17 protein-coding genes are annotated in these 14560 nt (G+C 70.8%); 3 read left to right on the top strand and 14 right to left on the bottom strand.

Annotated elements, in window-relative coordinates:
* The first annotated feature begins 210 nt into the window (after positions 1-210).
* Positions 211-363 (top strand): hypothetical protein, encoded by a 153-nt coding sequence (locus ACQEVU_RS12525; RefSeq protein WP_433322895.1) that lies wholly within the window; start codon positions 211-213, stop codon positions 361-363.
* 313 nt (positions 364-676) lie between these two features.
* Entirely contained in the window at positions 677-1045 is a 369-nt protein-coding gene (locus ACQEVU_RS12520; RefSeq protein WP_433322894.1) for a hypothetical protein, read from the top strand.
* A 26-nt stretch (positions 1046-1071) separates the two neighbouring features.
* Here ACQEVU_RS12520 and ACQEVU_RS12515 read toward each other — a convergent pair whose 3' ends face one another.
* The 13 genes from ACQEVU_RS12515 to ACQEVU_RS12455 all read right to left on the bottom strand — a co-directional run bounded on the left by ACQEVU_RS12515 (position 1072) and on the right by ACQEVU_RS12455 (position 12062).
* Positions 1072-1911, bottom strand: coding sequence for a hypothetical protein (locus ACQEVU_RS12515; RefSeq protein WP_433322893.1), 840 nt, complete (start codon positions 1909-1911; stop codon positions 1072-1074).
* Between the two features lie 151 nt (positions 1912-2062).
* Positions 2063-2545 carry a GntR family transcriptional regulator gene (locus ACQEVU_RS12510; RefSeq protein WP_433322892.1) on the bottom strand — a complete coding sequence of 161 codons (483 nt, stop codon included), beginning with the start codon at positions 2543-2545 and terminating at the stop codon, positions 2063-2065.
* 10 nt (positions 2546-2555) lie between these two features.
* Positions 2556-2900 (bottom strand): hypothetical protein, encoded by a 345-nt coding sequence (locus tag ACQEVU_RS12505; protein ID WP_433322891.1) that lies wholly within the window; start codon positions 2898-2900, stop codon positions 2556-2558.
* A 141-nt stretch (positions 2901-3041) separates the two neighbouring features.
* On the bottom strand, positions 3042-3869 hold the full coding sequence (locus ACQEVU_RS12500) for an SAM-dependent methyltransferase (protein ID WP_433322890.1): 828 nt from the start codon (positions 3867-3869) through the stop codon (positions 3042-3044).
* A gap of 216 nt (positions 3870-4085) precedes the next feature.
* Complete coding sequence (locus tag ACQEVU_RS12495) at positions 4086-5390, bottom strand: hypothetical protein (protein ID WP_433322889.1); 1305 nt, start codon at positions 5388-5390, stop codon at positions 4086-4088.
* A gap of 47 nt (positions 5391-5437) precedes the next feature.
* Positions 5438-6247 (bottom strand): hypothetical protein, encoded by an 810-nt coding sequence (locus tag ACQEVU_RS12490; RefSeq protein ID WP_433322888.1) that lies wholly within the window; start codon positions 6245-6247, stop codon positions 5438-5440.
* Positions 6244-7167 carry an SAM-dependent methyltransferase gene (locus tag ACQEVU_RS12485; protein ID WP_433322887.1) on the bottom strand — a complete coding sequence of 308 codons (924 nt, stop codon included), beginning with the start codon at positions 7165-7167 and terminating at the stop codon, positions 6244-6246. Before ACQEVU_RS12485 ends, ACQEVU_RS12490 begins: the two co-directional genes overlap by 4 nt.
* Before the next feature lie 107 nt (positions 7168-7274).
* Positions 7275-7952, bottom strand: coding sequence for a hypothetical protein (locus tag ACQEVU_RS12480; RefSeq protein WP_433322886.1), 678 nt, complete (start codon positions 7950-7952; stop codon positions 7275-7277).
* Positions 7925-8338, bottom strand: a complete 414-nt coding sequence (locus ACQEVU_RS12475; protein ID WP_433322885.1) for a hypothetical protein — start codon at positions 8336-8338, stop codon at positions 7925-7927. Before ACQEVU_RS12475 ends, ACQEVU_RS12480 begins: the two co-directional genes overlap by 28 nt.
* Before the next feature lie 463 nt (positions 8339-8801).
* On the bottom strand, positions 8802-8978 hold the full coding sequence (locus ACQEVU_RS12470) for a hypothetical protein (RefSeq protein ID WP_433322884.1): 177 nt from the start codon (positions 8976-8978) through the stop codon (positions 8802-8804).
* A 94-nt stretch (positions 8979-9072) separates the two neighbouring features.
* A complete protein-coding gene (locus ACQEVU_RS12465) occupies positions 9073-9663 on the bottom strand; it encodes a GNAT family N-acetyltransferase (RefSeq protein ID WP_433322883.1) in 591 nt (196 codons plus the stop codon).
* 101 nt (positions 9664-9764) lie between these two features.
* Positions 9765-11318, bottom strand: a complete 1554-nt coding sequence (locus ACQEVU_RS12460) for an APC family permease (RefSeq protein WP_433322882.1) — start codon at positions 11316-11318, stop codon at positions 9765-9767.
* A 108-nt stretch (positions 11319-11426) separates the two neighbouring features.
* A complete protein-coding gene (locus ACQEVU_RS12455) occupies positions 11427-12062 on the bottom strand; it encodes a GOLPH3/VPS74 family protein (RefSeq protein ID WP_433322881.1) in 636 nt (211 codons plus the stop codon).
* Between the two features lie 508 nt (positions 12063-12570).
* Here ACQEVU_RS12455 and ACQEVU_RS12450 point away from each other — a divergent pair.
* On the top strand, positions 12571-13479 hold the full coding sequence (locus ACQEVU_RS12450; protein ID WP_433322880.1) for a helix-turn-helix domain-containing protein: 909 nt from the start codon (positions 12571-12573) through the stop codon (positions 13477-13479).
* On the opposite strand, the gene ACQEVU_RS12445 is transcribed toward ACQEVU_RS12450, so the two are convergent.
* A complete protein-coding gene (locus tag ACQEVU_RS12445; protein ID WP_433334898.1) occupies positions 13480-14304 on the bottom strand; it encodes a transposase family protein in 825 nt (274 codons plus the stop codon). It lies immediately after the preceding gene.
* Positions 14305-14560 lie beyond the last annotated feature (256 nt).

The raw sequence follows: 14560 nt of genomic DNA, 5'->3' as shown, positions 1-14560 counted from the left end.
ACGCTAACCTGTGCGGTGGAGGTCATGCTTCAGCTCGTACCGGACTGGCACGAACCCGCGCCGCAGAGCTACCGGACATCGTCGACGGCAACCCGATGAAGTACAAATCAACATGGGCCGGGTGGACGCGGCCTGGTTCTGGCACTGCACCTGGGCACGGACCTCTCTCGCCGCGACCGATCCCCCGTCCAGGACGCCGCTCTCGCCGAGATGATGAAGCTGCGGCAGTCCTCGTTGGGGCTGGATGGTCTCGAATGGCAGCGGCGTGACAAGGTACTCGACGACGTCGGCAACGGCGTCACCGGACGGTTCCGGCAGATCATCGACTTGAGCTGCCCTGAGAACGCGGAGAGCGCTGTGTGAATGCCCGGCTGCCCGTGGCGCTCGGTGCCGGCCTTGGCGTCGCCGCTTATCTCCCCGATCTGCTGGACGACTCGGTGGCGGCCTACGCCACGCCGCTGTTCAGCTCCGGATTCGCCTGGGGGCTCGTCGCCCTCGTCGCCGGGTACACGACGCGGCGGCCGAGGTCCTCGATCGTGGCCGGTGCGGCAGCGCTCACGATCGCCGTGTTCGTCTACTACCTGCTCATCGTCGCCGGTCAACGCTGGTATGTCGACGCGTTGAGCAGCGCGGACGGGACGGCGTCGATGGCCGGGCTGCGATCGGTCGGCCGGTCGTGTTCTGGATCGCCGGTGCGCTCATCGGTGGCGGCACGGTGGGATGGCTGGGCCACGTCGTCCGCCATGCGCCGGCGTCGCCGGGCTCGGCCGCGATCGGCGCGACCCTTGGCCTGCTGTCCGGGGAGGCGGTCAGCGTCCCGCTCGTCTACAGCTCGGTCTGGGACGCGCCGCTGGACCCGTACAGCCTGGCCAGGCTCGTCCCGTCGCTGGAACAGCTGGTCCTCGGCGTCGCCGCGGTCGCCGTCCTGACCCGCCTGCGCGACCGGCCGAGGATGTGGCGCCTCACCGTGCTCGCCGCCGCCGCGTCCGTCGTCGCCAATGTGATCCTCTGGTATGTGGTCCTCACCGTACGGCTGAGCCTCTGATCGTCAGCTCTGGGCGTCCATGTCCATCATGAGCAGGGCGACGGCGACGACGCGCAGTGGGGCCGGTGACTGGTCGATGGCCATGATGGCCGCTGTGGGGTACTGGCGGGCAGCCGGACGGTCGTGGTGCCCGTCCGCAGCCGATGTCGGCGATCCGGCGTGGCGCGGGGCTGGTGTCGGCGGCGAGCGACGCGATGGTGGCGGCGGCATCCGTACCGGCGACTTTCGCGCGGTGTAGTGCGTTGGTGCGCTGGCCGAGCCGCTGGGCGGTGCCGTAGAGGGTGCCTCGGATCAGGGCTGGGTCGGTGAAGGGGGCGTTCGGGGTGGACAGGGTCGCCTCCGGTGCTGAGGGTTAGGTTTGGGCTGGCGGTGTCGAGCTGGCGCAGGAATCGGTTGGCCTGCCGGCGGCTGGTGAGCCGGACGTAGCGGACGTACTGGCCGTGCTCGGCGAGCAGCGCGGTGACCCGCGGGCGCATCGAGCGCCGGTAGCCGAGCACGTACCTAATGAACGACCAGGTGATGCGGTCGTAGACCCCGTCGGCGTGTTGGCCGCCTCGGTAGCGCCAGCGGCGTTGCGCGATGCCCCAGAGGCAGGTCCGGGCCGGCAGGTCGAGAAAGATCACCGTGTCGGCGCGGGCGAGCCGGATTAGGAGGGTGGAGGCGTAGTTGCCCTCGACGATCCACCGGTCGGCGGTGACCAGGTCGCGTTGGATGTCGGCGAACTGCTCCATCGGGGTCGGGTTCCAGCCGTCGTCGTAGTAGAGCGCGTCGAGGTTGGTGACCGTCAGGCCGAGCTGGTCGGCGAGGCGGCGGGCCAGGACGGTCTTGCCCGAGCCGCCGCAGCCGATGATGGCGAGTCTGTCCATGGCCGGCGACACTAGTCCCGGCTAGCCAGCGCTGGTGGCGACGCCGCCGTCGCTAGGACGTTGGCGCCTGACAGGGGCTGGCGGCGGCTGTCACCACCGGCGCTTGAGGTGCTCATAGCTGCGGTAGAGGGACGCGCGAGTGCCCCGGTCATCAGGGCTGCCGCACACCACGTCGAGCCCTCGGCTGGCGTTCGGGAACGGCAACCTTCGGCTTCGTCGCGCTGCCGGAGGGCTGCGGGCAGATCACGAAAGCGTCCGCTGGCACCACGACGGTGTCCTCACCTGCCTGGATCACCAGCATCGGCACGCCATCGGGCACATCGTGCTGCTCCCGCTCGGGGAAGGTCGGCATCCGGGCGGCGATACGGACCGGGCCTGTCACAGCGATCTCACCCTGCGGCGTGGCCGCGCGGACCTGTGAGCGCCGGCCGCGCTCAGAGTTGATGATTCCCATGGACCGCAGTTCGGTCATGGCGTCGCGGATCGTGTCCCGGCTTGCGTCGTACTCCTGGGCGAGGTCGTTCTCGCTCGGTAGTTCCGTGCCGGGCGAGAACTCCCCCTCGGTGATGCGCTCGGCGATGTCGATGGCGATCCGGCGATACATCGTCGTCCCGGAAACCTTCTTGAGGCGCATAGCCATAAGGCTACAAGATTCGGGCCACATGGCCACAATCGGGTTGGGTTGCGGTGCGCTGCGGTACCCAGTCGGCGATCTGCGACTGCAGGGCGGCGGCGAGATTGGCATCCGGCGCCGAGGTAGCGGCCAGCTGTGCATAGAAGTCCATCATTCGGTGTAGCTCACCCGGGTTGTCGCGGTATTTGGCAAGCAGCTCAGTCCGCCGCAGGGTGCACGGCCAGGGATCGCCGCAGCCGCCGCACAGCCATGTCGCGCGGTGCAGGGCGTGCCGTGGACCGGCCCGGCGAGGCCGCCGGACCGGCGAGATGGCCATCACCTGTCGGGCGGGGCGGGACTGGAGAACGTCGGACATGTGCAGGTACTCCTCGTCGATCGCGGATCGGATGGGGATGTGAGGGCGTTTTCGGCGTGGCGTCAGGGCTGCGGTGTGCACGGGTGACGGCCTCGTCGTGTCCCGCCCAGACCTGGTGTGGGCGGGCCTGGAGGCGATGGATTACGGCTTGCGGGCGACAACGCAGTGCACGCCGATGTCTGCGGCACTGTGCAGCGGCTCTTCGGTGGGGTGCCAGTCCACGACGGAGACGAGTCCGGGATCGACGGGGTCGAGGCCGGTCAGCCATGCGCTGATCTCACGGTCGCTGCGGGGGTGGAATTGGGCCGCGTCGTCGGCGGTCAGCGCGGGTAGGGCGGCGCGGGCGGTGGGGTTGAGGTAGTCGGCGGTGCCGTGGCTGAGCGCCAGGTGGCTGCCAGGCGGCAGCGGGTCGAGGAGGTGGGCGACGATCCGGCCGGGGTCGTCGTGGTCGGCGATGAAGTGCAGGACCGCGACGAGGAGCAGGCCGACCGGCTTGGCCGGGTCGAGGGTGGCGGCCAGGCCGGGGTCGGCGAGGATGTGCTCGGGGTGGCGCAGGTCCTGGTCGAGGTAGGCGACGGCGCCGCTGTCGGTGCTGGTGAGCAGCGCCCGGGCGTGGGCGAGCACGATCGGGTCGTTGTCGACGTACACGATCCGGCTGTCCGCGGCGACGGCCTGCGCGACCTCGTGGGTGTTGTCGGCGGTCGGGATGCCGGTGCCGATGTCGAGGAACTGCCGCACACCCTGCTCGGCCAGGTACCGTACGGCCCGGCCGAGGAACGCCCGGTTCGCTTTGGCCGCCTCGGCGACGTGCGGAAACTTCTTCATGATCTTTTCGGCGGACTCGCGGTCGGCGGGGAAGTGATCTTTCCCGCCGAGCCAGTAGTTATAGCGGCGTGCCGGATGCGCCACGGTCGTGTCGATGCGCCGAAAGAGGTCGGCGTTGCCGTCTGGCGGCACGGAGGCAGTCATCGTAGATCCTCGGTCCGAAGCATTGCGTGATGGCGGGGCTGGCACACGGCGGTGCCAGCGCGCGGCAGCGACGGCCGCAGGGGTTGGTGCGGGCCCTGGCGGATCGGTTGCCCACCAGGTCCGGGGGTGCGGTTCCCGCGGCCGTCCGGCGGCCGGACGGTCGGGCCGGTTGCCATGTCGGCGCCCGGGCGGTCGCCGCGGCCGACTGGTCCGGGATCACGAGGGCTCCGCCGTGTGGGTGATCACGACCGCCGCGGCTTGGATCGGGGTGCCGGCCGCCGTGCAGGCTGCCGCCACCCCTGTGGCGGTGAGGTCGGGCCGGTTGCTGGTGATCCTCAGGTGCGCCCGGACGAGCCCGTGCGGGTCTGGCAGGGCCAGGACCTGTACGGCGGCGACGCCTGGGAGTCGTTGTACTGCGGTGGTCAATGCGGTCACGGTGATGCGCTGCCCGTTCGCGGCGGTGTAGGTGTCGGGCGGTTGGAGCCGGCGCAGCACGATGCCGCCGGTAGTGGTGCGGGTGGCGAGGTCGCCGGCGGTGCGCCAGGTCACGGTCGGGGTGCAGGGCTGCCCGGCGTGGTGGGCGGTCTCCCCGAGGTCGCTGCTGGCCTCGAGCAGCCCGACGCGGTGCGGGGGCAGGTGGCCGCCGTTCGGACCCGCGACGCGCAGGACGGTGCCGGGCACGGCGGTGAACACGGCCGCGCGGCCGCCGCGGGTCAGGGTGCTGGTCGCGGCGCCGACGCCCGGCCGGTGGTAGACGGCGGTGACGCGGATGTCCGGGGCGGCGCCGGTCAGCCGGTCCGCGTCGTCGGCGGCGATCTCGGCGGGGACGAGGATGCGGCGCAGGGTGCCGTCGGTGCGGACGCTGGCCGGTAGGCCTTGGGGGTAGCGGCGCAGCCGGTGGACGATCTCGCCGCCGACGAGGGTCACGGTGGGCCGGTGCATGCGCAGCGCGGTCTGCCAGGCGTCGGGGTCGGTGCCGGCGAGCACGACGGTGCCGCCGAGGATCAGCTGCCGGATGACAAGTTCGGCGGCGAGGGGCTCGGCGGGGTCCGCGCCGAGCAGCAGCGAGCTGTCGGGGTGCAGCCCGAACGCGGCGGCGGTGCGGTGGCTGGTCGGCGGGGCTCCGCCGAGCAGGACCGCGCCGTGGCTGGTGAGGTGGGCCAGCCACGGCCCGCACCGGTGCCCGCCGGTGCGGGCCGCCGCCCGGACCGCGGCGGCGACCGTGGCCGGTGGGGCGCCCAGCCGGACGATCATCGGCACGGTGTCGGTGAGCCACGCCGCGACCAGGCGGGCCATCATGTCCGCGGACGGCCGGCCGAGCAGCGGCTGCACCGCGCCGGGCCGGGCCGGGGGTGTCCGCGCGATCACGTCGTAGGCGCGCTGCCACAGCTCGGCGTAGGTCAACGGCCCGAAACCGTCGATGACCGCGAACCGGGCCGGGCTGTCGACGGACAACTGCCGCAGCCGGGCGACAAGCACGCCGACACCGGGCCCCTGCTGCCGGCGCATCGTGCGGCTCATCGCGAGGCGAAGGTCGGGCCCGGGACGCCCGGATGATGCTGCCGGCATCACCCGGCGTCCCCGGGGCTGCCAGATACGTTCGCGTGCACCGTGTCCTCCGCGGTGCGGCTCGTGGACGACGGGAGGTCATCGTGTGTGAAGGCACAGGTGAGCTGGTGGTCGATTGCCGCGACACAGAACGCCAGCAGGTAGGTCGCGTACGCGTCACGGCGAGGGTCGTCCCGGGCGGGGATGGGGCGGTCGGCAATATCCAGGTAGGGGTGGGCCTCGGCGGTTCGGCCGCAGGCGCGGAGCATGCCGCTGACCTGCAGCGCGATCAGCGCCGACAAGCGCCCGGTGTCGCCGAAGCGTGCCGTCCACTCCTGCCAGATCTGTTCGGCTCCGCGGTGCGCGTCGCGGCACTGGCCCCTGCCGTGCCACTGCCAGGCCAGCTCGAGTCGCGCCCAGAAGGACTCGGAGACCGCGCCGCGCTCGATGTGCAGCGCAATCAGCTGCTGCCGTACCTGGTCCGCTTCACGGTCGTGCCCACGGTCCGACAGGTGGCTCGCGAGCAGCTCGGTCACGTCGATGGTGTTCGGGTGGTAGACGCCGTACAGGGTGCGTGCCGTCTGGACGGCGTGTCGGGCCCACGCCACCTCGTCCGGTCGTTCGCCCAGATCATCCGTGTCGGGTTCGCTCACCGTGAGGTAGAGGGCCGCGACGGCGAGCACCTGATGATCCGGTTCGGTGGTGGCCGGATCGAGCTCGCGTAACAGTTCGGCGAGCAGGTGCGACGCTGGGCGGTTGTCGCCTCGTGCAGCGTGTGCGCGGGCGTCGGCGAGGACGGGGTCCCATGCCGTGGGGTCGACGGTCGTCATCGGGATGCTCCAGGGCTGTGGCGTGCAGGCGGGGTGAGCTCGGCGACGGCGGTGAGCAGGTGCGGGGCGGGGAACGGTGGTTCGTCGTCCGGGTCGGGTCGCCATTGGTCCGCCGGGGCGTAGCCGGGCTCGGCCAGGGTGAAGGCCGGAAGACGTGGATCACGCAGCAGGGCGGCGACGTGGGCGGGGTGGCGCAGGTAGAGCGGGGTGGGGGTGGCGGCCAGCAGGTCCGCGGCGTGGCGTTGCGCGGCGGCGCCGGCGGGGTTGGGGTCGGTGGTGAGGTGGGAGATGGCGAGGTAACTGCCGTAGGACAGGGCCTCGGCGAGGCGTTGCACGACCCGGCCCGGTCGGTGCGGGACGTGGTGCAGCACGCCGAGCAGCAGCACGGCGACGGGCCGGCCGAAGTCGAGCAGGTCGTTGACGACGTCGTTGTTGAGGATCGTCGCCGGGTGCTGCAGGTCGCCGCCGACCGCGGCCGCCCAGGGGAACTGCTCGAGGAGCGACCGGTTGACGGTGGTGGTGATGGGGTCGATGTCGACGTACACGACCCGGAACGGCCGCTGCCGAAGCTGCAGGTTCTCGTCGCTGATGGCGGCGGCGATGATGTCGTGGGTGGCGCCGTGCCGGGCGATCCCGGCGCCGATGTCGAGGAACTGCTCGACGCCGGCGTCGAGGAGATACCGCACGATCCGGCCCTGGGCGGCCCGGCCGGCGAGCATGTGGTCGCGGATCGGTGGCCACGCCGCAGCGATGTCCGCGACGAGGTGCCGGTCCACGGCCTGGTTGTAGAACCCGCCGTACATCGCGTTGGCGAACCCGGCCACGGTCGGCGGCCGGGTGAGGTCGTCACGGATCCAGGTTCCAGGCTGCGCCGGATATGACATCTGGCGGTGGCCGACGGTCCGAGCGGTGTGGATCACGCCTGCTCCTGAGCCGTAGGTGTGCGCCGGGTACCCCGGCCTGTGCGCAGCTGCAGGGTTTGCTGCCGGGGGCGTGTCCGGGCCGACGGCGCCGGCAGCGTTCGGCGTCATCGGACGGACTCGCTGGTCTCCGTGCCCGCTGGCCCGGCCAGTTGGGCGGCGCGGTGCCGTCGGGGCTGGCGGTGCACGGGCCACCAGGGCAGGCCGCCGGTCAGCGTCCGCTGCGGTTCCGGCGTCCAGCCGCAGGCGTGCAGCAGCTTGACCAGCGCGGGGTCGAATGCTGCGGTGTGCGCGGCGGCTGCGGCGGCGTCGAGGTGGCGGTGGTAGGCGGTGAGTAAGGCCACGGCGCGTCGGGCGGACAGCAGCCCCGTGCCGGCGGCGGCGAGCAGGATCAGCAGGTGGTCGGGCGTGCCGTCGGGCACGGTGCTGTGCAGCGCGTCCTCGAGGAGCGCCCAGCGGGCGGCGTAGCCGTCGTCGACGACCACCCGCCGGGTCGCTGCGACGCGAGGCAGCCGGGCCGGTGTGCTGCTCCAGGCCAGCACGCCGCCACGGTCGTCGAGCATCAGCGCCCCGCCGGCGGCGGCTGCGGACTGCACCAGCAGCGACACGTCCCCGACCAACGGCTGGACGACGTGCCCCGCAGCAAGCCAGGCCGTGACGACCGGGTGGGTGGCGAGGGTGTCGGTCAGGCTCTCGGCGGCCATCTTCGCCCAGGTCGGCCCGTCCGGCACGACCATGACCGAAGCCGGCGCGGCGGTCACGATGCCGAGCCGTGAGCTAGCCACGGCCCGCCGGAGTGACCGCCGCTGCCGGTCGCGGCCTGCACCGCGACGGTGACCGCGGCCGGTGGTGTGCCGAGCGGGGCCGGCATGGGCGTCGTATCGGCGAGCCAGGCGGCCAGCATCCGCACGAACAGCTGCACCTGCGGGCGGCTGAGCAACTGCTGCACCGTCCCCCGCGGCACCGGCTGCGACCGGGCGGCCACCTTGTAGGCGTCGCGCCAAAGGTCCGCGAAGGTCAGTGATCGGTCTTCGTCGACGACGGCGACCCGTTCCGGACTCCTGACGGCCGGTGCGTGGCAGCGGGCGACGATCCTGCGGATCGCAACCGACCACTGTCCCGCCCCGACGGCCACCACCGCTGGGCCGCGTCGCGTCCTGGCGGCGGTCATGGGCGCCGCCGTCGGCGACCCCAAGCGCCCTGGACACGAGCCGGTCCGCGGGGCAGCTGCGCCGATTCGCTGGCCGACAGGCTGAGTCCCGGTCAGCGCCAGCATGCGTTGGCCTCCGCCACAGCAAGGGTTTCGTCCATGCTCCCTCCCAGGTTGTCCTGTCGACGGTCGACGCCGCTGCGGCGAACCGCCGAACGCATGTGGAGCGACTCGGCTGCCGCCGGGATGCCCGGTCGTCGGTGGCCGGTCCGACGTTGACGACGTTGGCCGTCGCGCACTGCGCGCCGGCCGGGCAGGAGCGGTGGGCTCCGCCTGACACTGGCGGAGGCCACCGCGGCGGCGCGGGTTCGTCGCACGAGACGTCGTCGCCGCCATGCGCCGGTTCCTGGCCGTGGACCCGGCCCGCCGCACCGGAACTGGCTACGCAACCGGTATGTAGCCCGCCCCTGGGTCCGGTGCGCGGTCAGTTGATCGGCTCCGGGTTCCGATCGCGGTGGACGTTGAACGTGTGCCGGCGTTCGTCGTCGAAGACGCGGCCGGACCTGTGCGGGCGGTTGAGCACGCCGAGCTCGTGGCGTGACTCGTCCGCGCCGATCTGCATCCAGGCGACCTCGGCGGCGGACACCACCGAGGGGGCCACGCTTCCGGGTTCGCTGGACCGGTCAGCAGCATCCGTCGTGCGTGCTGGCCGGCGTGGATCCCGGTGACCGGGCGGTCGGTTGATCCGCATGTGCTCAGGACTCGAGGTCACCGTGGGCACCCCGCTTCCCTGGCTCACGCGGCGTTCTCGGCGCTGCGGTCCCCGCGGCCGGGTCCGGGTACGGACGGCGCCACATCGGCCACAGCCGCGGGCCGCCGTCGGGCAGGTCGATCGGCGTGCCGCGGTCGGTGTAGCCGTGCCGCAGATACAACGCGCGGCTGCTCGGACTGGACGCCTCCAGATAGGCGGGCATCCCCATCCGGTCCAGGCGGCGGTGGTACTCGCGTAGCAGCGCGGAGCCGAGACCGCGGGACTGCCGGTCGGGGTGCACGGCGAGGGCCACGAGGTGGTGGTGCGCTGCGGTGGGGTGGTGCGCCGCGAGCGCGGTGTCCAGTGCTGTGAACCGGTCGGTGTACGGGCCGCAGGCCAGCCACAGCCGCCGCTGGTAGTCCCTGATCTCAGGCAGCGGCGTCTCCGGGATGCGGGGAAGCCACACGGCCACCCCACGCCCGTCGGTGACGGCCAGTACCTCGCCGTACGTGATGGCATGCTCGGCCAGCATCCGGAAGTCGGCGTACAGCACCCGCAGCCGCTCGTCCGGGTCGGCGACCAGCCAGGCAGCCACGTCCAAGGGGTGAAACGCGCTCGCGATCAGATTCGCAACGACGTGGACGTCGCCGAGTGCAGCAGCGGCAAACACCGGCGGTGCGGTCATCGGCGGTCGGATCATCGGACCGGCCCTCCCCCAGCACGGATCGGCGCGATGCTGCTGCTGCCGGTGGACGGTCGCGGGCCGGGCACGGTCAGCCCGAGGCCGGCGGTGGCGGCCTTGGCGCCGAGGCCGATGGTGGCGTACACGTGCGGCCGGGCGGTCTTGAGGAGCAGGGCCCAGCCCACGCCCAGGACCGCGACGGCGGCATACCCGGCCGGGACGGCCCATCGCAGCGGGGAGTCGTGCGGCACGTTCAGCAGGGTGTCGAACTTGGCGGTCGCCAGGATGGTGATGATCAGCAGCGCGACCGCCGCGAGTGTCGGGGCGAGCAGCCGCCGCCACACGTTGTCGAGGGCCCGGCGGCGGGCGAAGTAGACGATCACCGCGAGCGTGGTGGTGGTGATCAGCAGCAGCACCCCGTATCCGCCGCTGGTCCCGGCGAGGAAGAACAGGTGCTCAATGGGTTTCCAGCCGGCAGCCGCGTAGGTGACGATCACGCCCAGCCCGACCGCGCTTTGCAGCAGCGACCCAAGCTGCGGCGCCCCGGACCGGGAGGTACTGCCCAGCCAGCCGGGTAGCACCTGTTCGCGGCCCAGCGCGAACGCGTACCGGGCGATCAGGTTGTGGAACGAGATCATCGCCGCCAGCGCGGACGTCACCAACAGGGTTCGGCCGGCGTCGGCGGCCGGGCCGCCGAGCTGGACGGCGGCCAGGTTGAACACCACCTCCGGACCCTGCTCGCGGGCGGCGGCCACGATCCGGTCCGGGCCGACCGCGACGGTCATCGCCCACGCCGAGAACGCGTACAGCCCGGCGATCAGCGCCACCGAAATGTACGTGGCCATCCGCACCGTCCGGCGCGGGTCCTTCGACTCCTCCGCATACGCCACCGCGGACTCGAACCCGATGAACCCCAACAGCCCCAACACGAACAGCGCCCCGGCCGCCGGCACGAACAGGTTGCCCGGCGCGAGCGTGTCGAACGTGACCGCCCCGCCCGCCGGGTGCAGCAGATCAGCGACGTCGAACACCACCATGACCGCGATCTCGGCCAGCAGCAGCAGCGCGAGCAGCAGGCCGTTGACATCCACCCGCAGCAGGCCGAGGACCGCGACCACCAGCCACGCGACCAGCGCCACCACCCACCACGCCACGGTGACGCCGGCCCATTGACTGATCAGCGATCTCGCGGCGACGCCGAGCAACCCATACAACGCCACCTGCAGCCCGTTGTAGGCCACCAACGCCACCCACGCCGCCGCAACCCCGACCGGACGCCCCAAACCCTGACTGACATAGGCGTAGAAGGCGCCCGCGTTGGCCACATGCCGCGCCATCGCCACATACCCGACCGAGAACAGCGCCAGCACCACCCCCACCACCACAAACGCCAGGGGAATACCGATCACCCCGGTCGCCGCGAAACCGCTCGTAACCAGGCCTGCCACCACGGTCAACGGTGCGGCGGCCGACATCACGAAAAACACCACCGCCGGCACGCCGAGGCGATTGCGGGCCAGGGTCCTTGCAACAACATCAACTCGCGGCAGCACGTCAGGTCGCGTCATCACACCACTCCGGGGAATCGAGGGAACAGCAGAAGGGGGAGCCGGCAACGAAGGGCCGCGCCGGCGGCGAGTGCCGGGGCAGCGGTTCGGCCACGTGGGCCGGGCAGGTCAATGCGGGGCGAGCACCGCGTCACCTAACGCGGCCTCAACATGGGCGAGCAGGTCCCGCAACGACGGGTGCAGGCGCGCCACCTCGGCGGACAACCGGGCCATCCCCGCCTCGCGAAGCTCCGGCTGCCACAACACCACCCGGGCCAGGCCGGTCACCCCGACCAGCCCGCCCAACACCACATCAGGCGCCTCGATCGGATCCGGCGCGGTCAACCGGCCCGCCAACCGAACCGGACGCCACGCCACCACATTCACGTCGCGCGGCGCGTAGGACACCCGCCGACGGCCGAAGCGGCGGTGTTGCACCCGCTGCAACACCCTGCCCTCGACCAGCCGGCCTGCCACCGCATCCGTGGCCGTCCGGGCCAGAAACGCCAACCACGTCCGCACATCACGGTGCTGCGAAAACGTCAACACCTGCGCCAACGTGGCATGCACCAACGGATCCGGCGGCGGGGCGTCGTCAACGACGGCGATCACACCGCGGTCGATGCACACCCGACCGAACAGCACCAGCTCGCCCAGCAACGCACCCGCCAGCCCCAACCCCAGCACCCGAGACTGCAGCCAAGAACGGCCGGTCCGTTCGTGGTACGCCACGCAATAGAAGTCATCAGCCAACAGCACGCCCACGCCTCCCGTCGCGCCTGTCGCGTTCCTGTTGCCTGACCGTTTCCGAACGGAACCGGCGCTCCGCAGCGACACAACACAGCCCACGCCGAAGATTGCCAGCGGCGGCGACTAGGACCGATGTCCTGGATGCATGCATCATTGACCAGCCATTCCCGGGCGGGCCATGGCCAACTACGCATGATCAACATGCGGGCGATATGCATGGCACACCGGCCCGTCGCGGGATCGTCATTCGTGCGGGAGTGCGGTAACCCCCGGCCTCCAAGACGATGCCGGAGTTAGCCGCAGGTGGATTCAGTACGAGCCCATCGAGGCGGCTCAGTGCCTACGCCGACGGCGTCGTCCACGTCGTTCATTCGCCCGCGACCGGCCAACATGACTGCACCGCCCAGGCCACCGTCAATCCCAGCATCGTTGGAGTTGATCGGCCACTTGATGCACAACGTCCGATCCTCAATGTCGCTACACTCACCGCATTAGCGACGTTGGCGGATGGTGAGGTCAGCTCATGTCGAACGAACGGCGCCGTTGCGCAAGGTGCCGATCGACGCTGGCCAGCGACAACGACGGCGGATACTGCGCGCCATGCGCCACCACCGTGGACCGCCTACGCCAGCACCCACCAGCAGTCCCCGCGGCCTTCTGGTCCCACCCGACCATCCTCGAAGCTGCCCAACGCCGCCACATGGGCCGCCTCATCGCCGCGTACCGCCGACACCCACACCACGGCATCCCCATCTCCCAAGAAATCGTCGGCGCATGGGTAGGCGTCACACAAGGCCAGATCAGCCGCATGGAAACCGGCCAACCCGAACACAACATCGACCGACTCATCCACTGGGCACGACTCCTCACCATCCCCACCCACCTGCTCTGGTTCACACGGCCGACCTTGGACGCCTCGATCGTCGTAGAGCCAAACCCGCCCGGCCCGGCGTCCGGCCTCGATGCCGCCAAGTCCTCCGACGGTGTTCGCCGTGCGGGCTCCCATGACCAGGAGGAGCCGTTGTACCGACGAACAGTCCTGTATGGCATCGTCGGGGCGCTCGGCGTTGCCCGCGGTGCGCTCCCCGTGGACGATCGCATGGAGGCGGCGCGCCGGAATGTCGACCGGGGATTGCGGGCGCCGGTCACTCCAAGCGATGTCGAGGAATGGGAACGCACCGCCTGGCAATACGCCCGCGAGGTAGGCGTCGTGCCTCCGGCAACGGTGCTTCCGGAACTCCTCGTCGACCTCGATGAGGCGCACGCACGACTGACCGAGGCCGACGACAAACTCCGTAACCGTCTGGCGCGAGTGTGCGCGGAACTCAGCGCGCTCACCGCCATCGCACTCATCGCTTCCGACTCACCCGGACCGGCCCGGCGTTTCTGGCGCACTGAGCTTTTCCGCGTAACGAGTTGTGGCGTTGGGTGATCAGGTGGTCCGGCCGTGTTGGAAGTGCAGGAGGACAAGGGCGGCTGCGGCGATCTTGCCGATCTTCCATGGGCAGAGGCTGACGTTGCGCAGCGCCTTGAAGGTGGTCTTGAGCAGGGAGTTGCCGCGTTCGCCGACGGCCCGTATCCCGTTGTGGACCTTGTTGTAGGCCTGCTGGACGTCGGTGAGTTCACCGTTCTTGGGCTTCTTGAACGCGATGGTGATGGTGCCGGCCTCGCCTTCGTAGCCCAGATCGCCCAGGACGCGAAGTTGGTCATTGGTCCACGCGGTCAGCAGGGGCAGCATCTCGGTGTGTTCGCGCAGGGCGGTGGTGTCGTGTTCGCGGCCTGGGCGTACCGGCGAGGTCCACAGCGGCCACCCGTCCGGGGCGGTGATCACCTGAATGTTCCCGCCGTGGTTGTCGTGCTTGCCTGACCACCACAAGTCCACCCCAGGGGTGGGGCCCGGGGTGCGGCACCGGTCGGTCTCGATCAAGGTGCCGTCGATGTTGACGTGGTCGTAGCCGGCCATCTTCGCCGCGAGCAGCGCCGCTTCCAGGCTCGGTGCGCGGGCTGCGAGGACGCCGACACCCTCGTGCAGGTAATCGTAGGCGGTGGACCTGCCGATCGCGTTGTCCCCCGCCAGCTGAGCAACCCGGGTGCCGTCCAGGAACCAGCGGAGGACCAGGATCGCCTGCTTGAAGCAGCTCAACGCGCGGGTACCGGTGCGGGTACCACGTCGTTGGCGTTCGGCGTGCAGCAGGCTTGAGACGAACAGCACGGTCTCCTCGCGCACGGTCAACGTGGCGGTGTATGTGACACTCATCCGGCGCAGAACCCCTATGAAGTTGGACTGTGAGAGGACCACCTTCATACCGGGGTTCTACGTCTTTCCGTTGGACTGCAACAGGTTCCGCGTGTCGCAGCCGGCGGGGACGATGCCTACCTACTGTCCTGAGACCATTACGCTGAAAGGCTCAGTGACCCAGCAGCCGTGTCGGCGTTATACGAAGCAACTCGGCTTGCCCTGGACTATCTCGATTATGACGACAGTAGGGCGCTGGCACGTAAGGCAATCTGGG

Source organism: Dactylosporangium sp. CA-139066 (assembly GCF_050936175.1).
Classification (GTDB): Bacteria; Actinomycetota; Actinomycetes; order Mycobacteriales; family Micromonosporaceae; genus Dactylosporangium.
The sequence above is the reverse complement of the archived record's forward strand: the minus strand, read 5'-3'. Positions and strand labels throughout refer to the sequence as shown.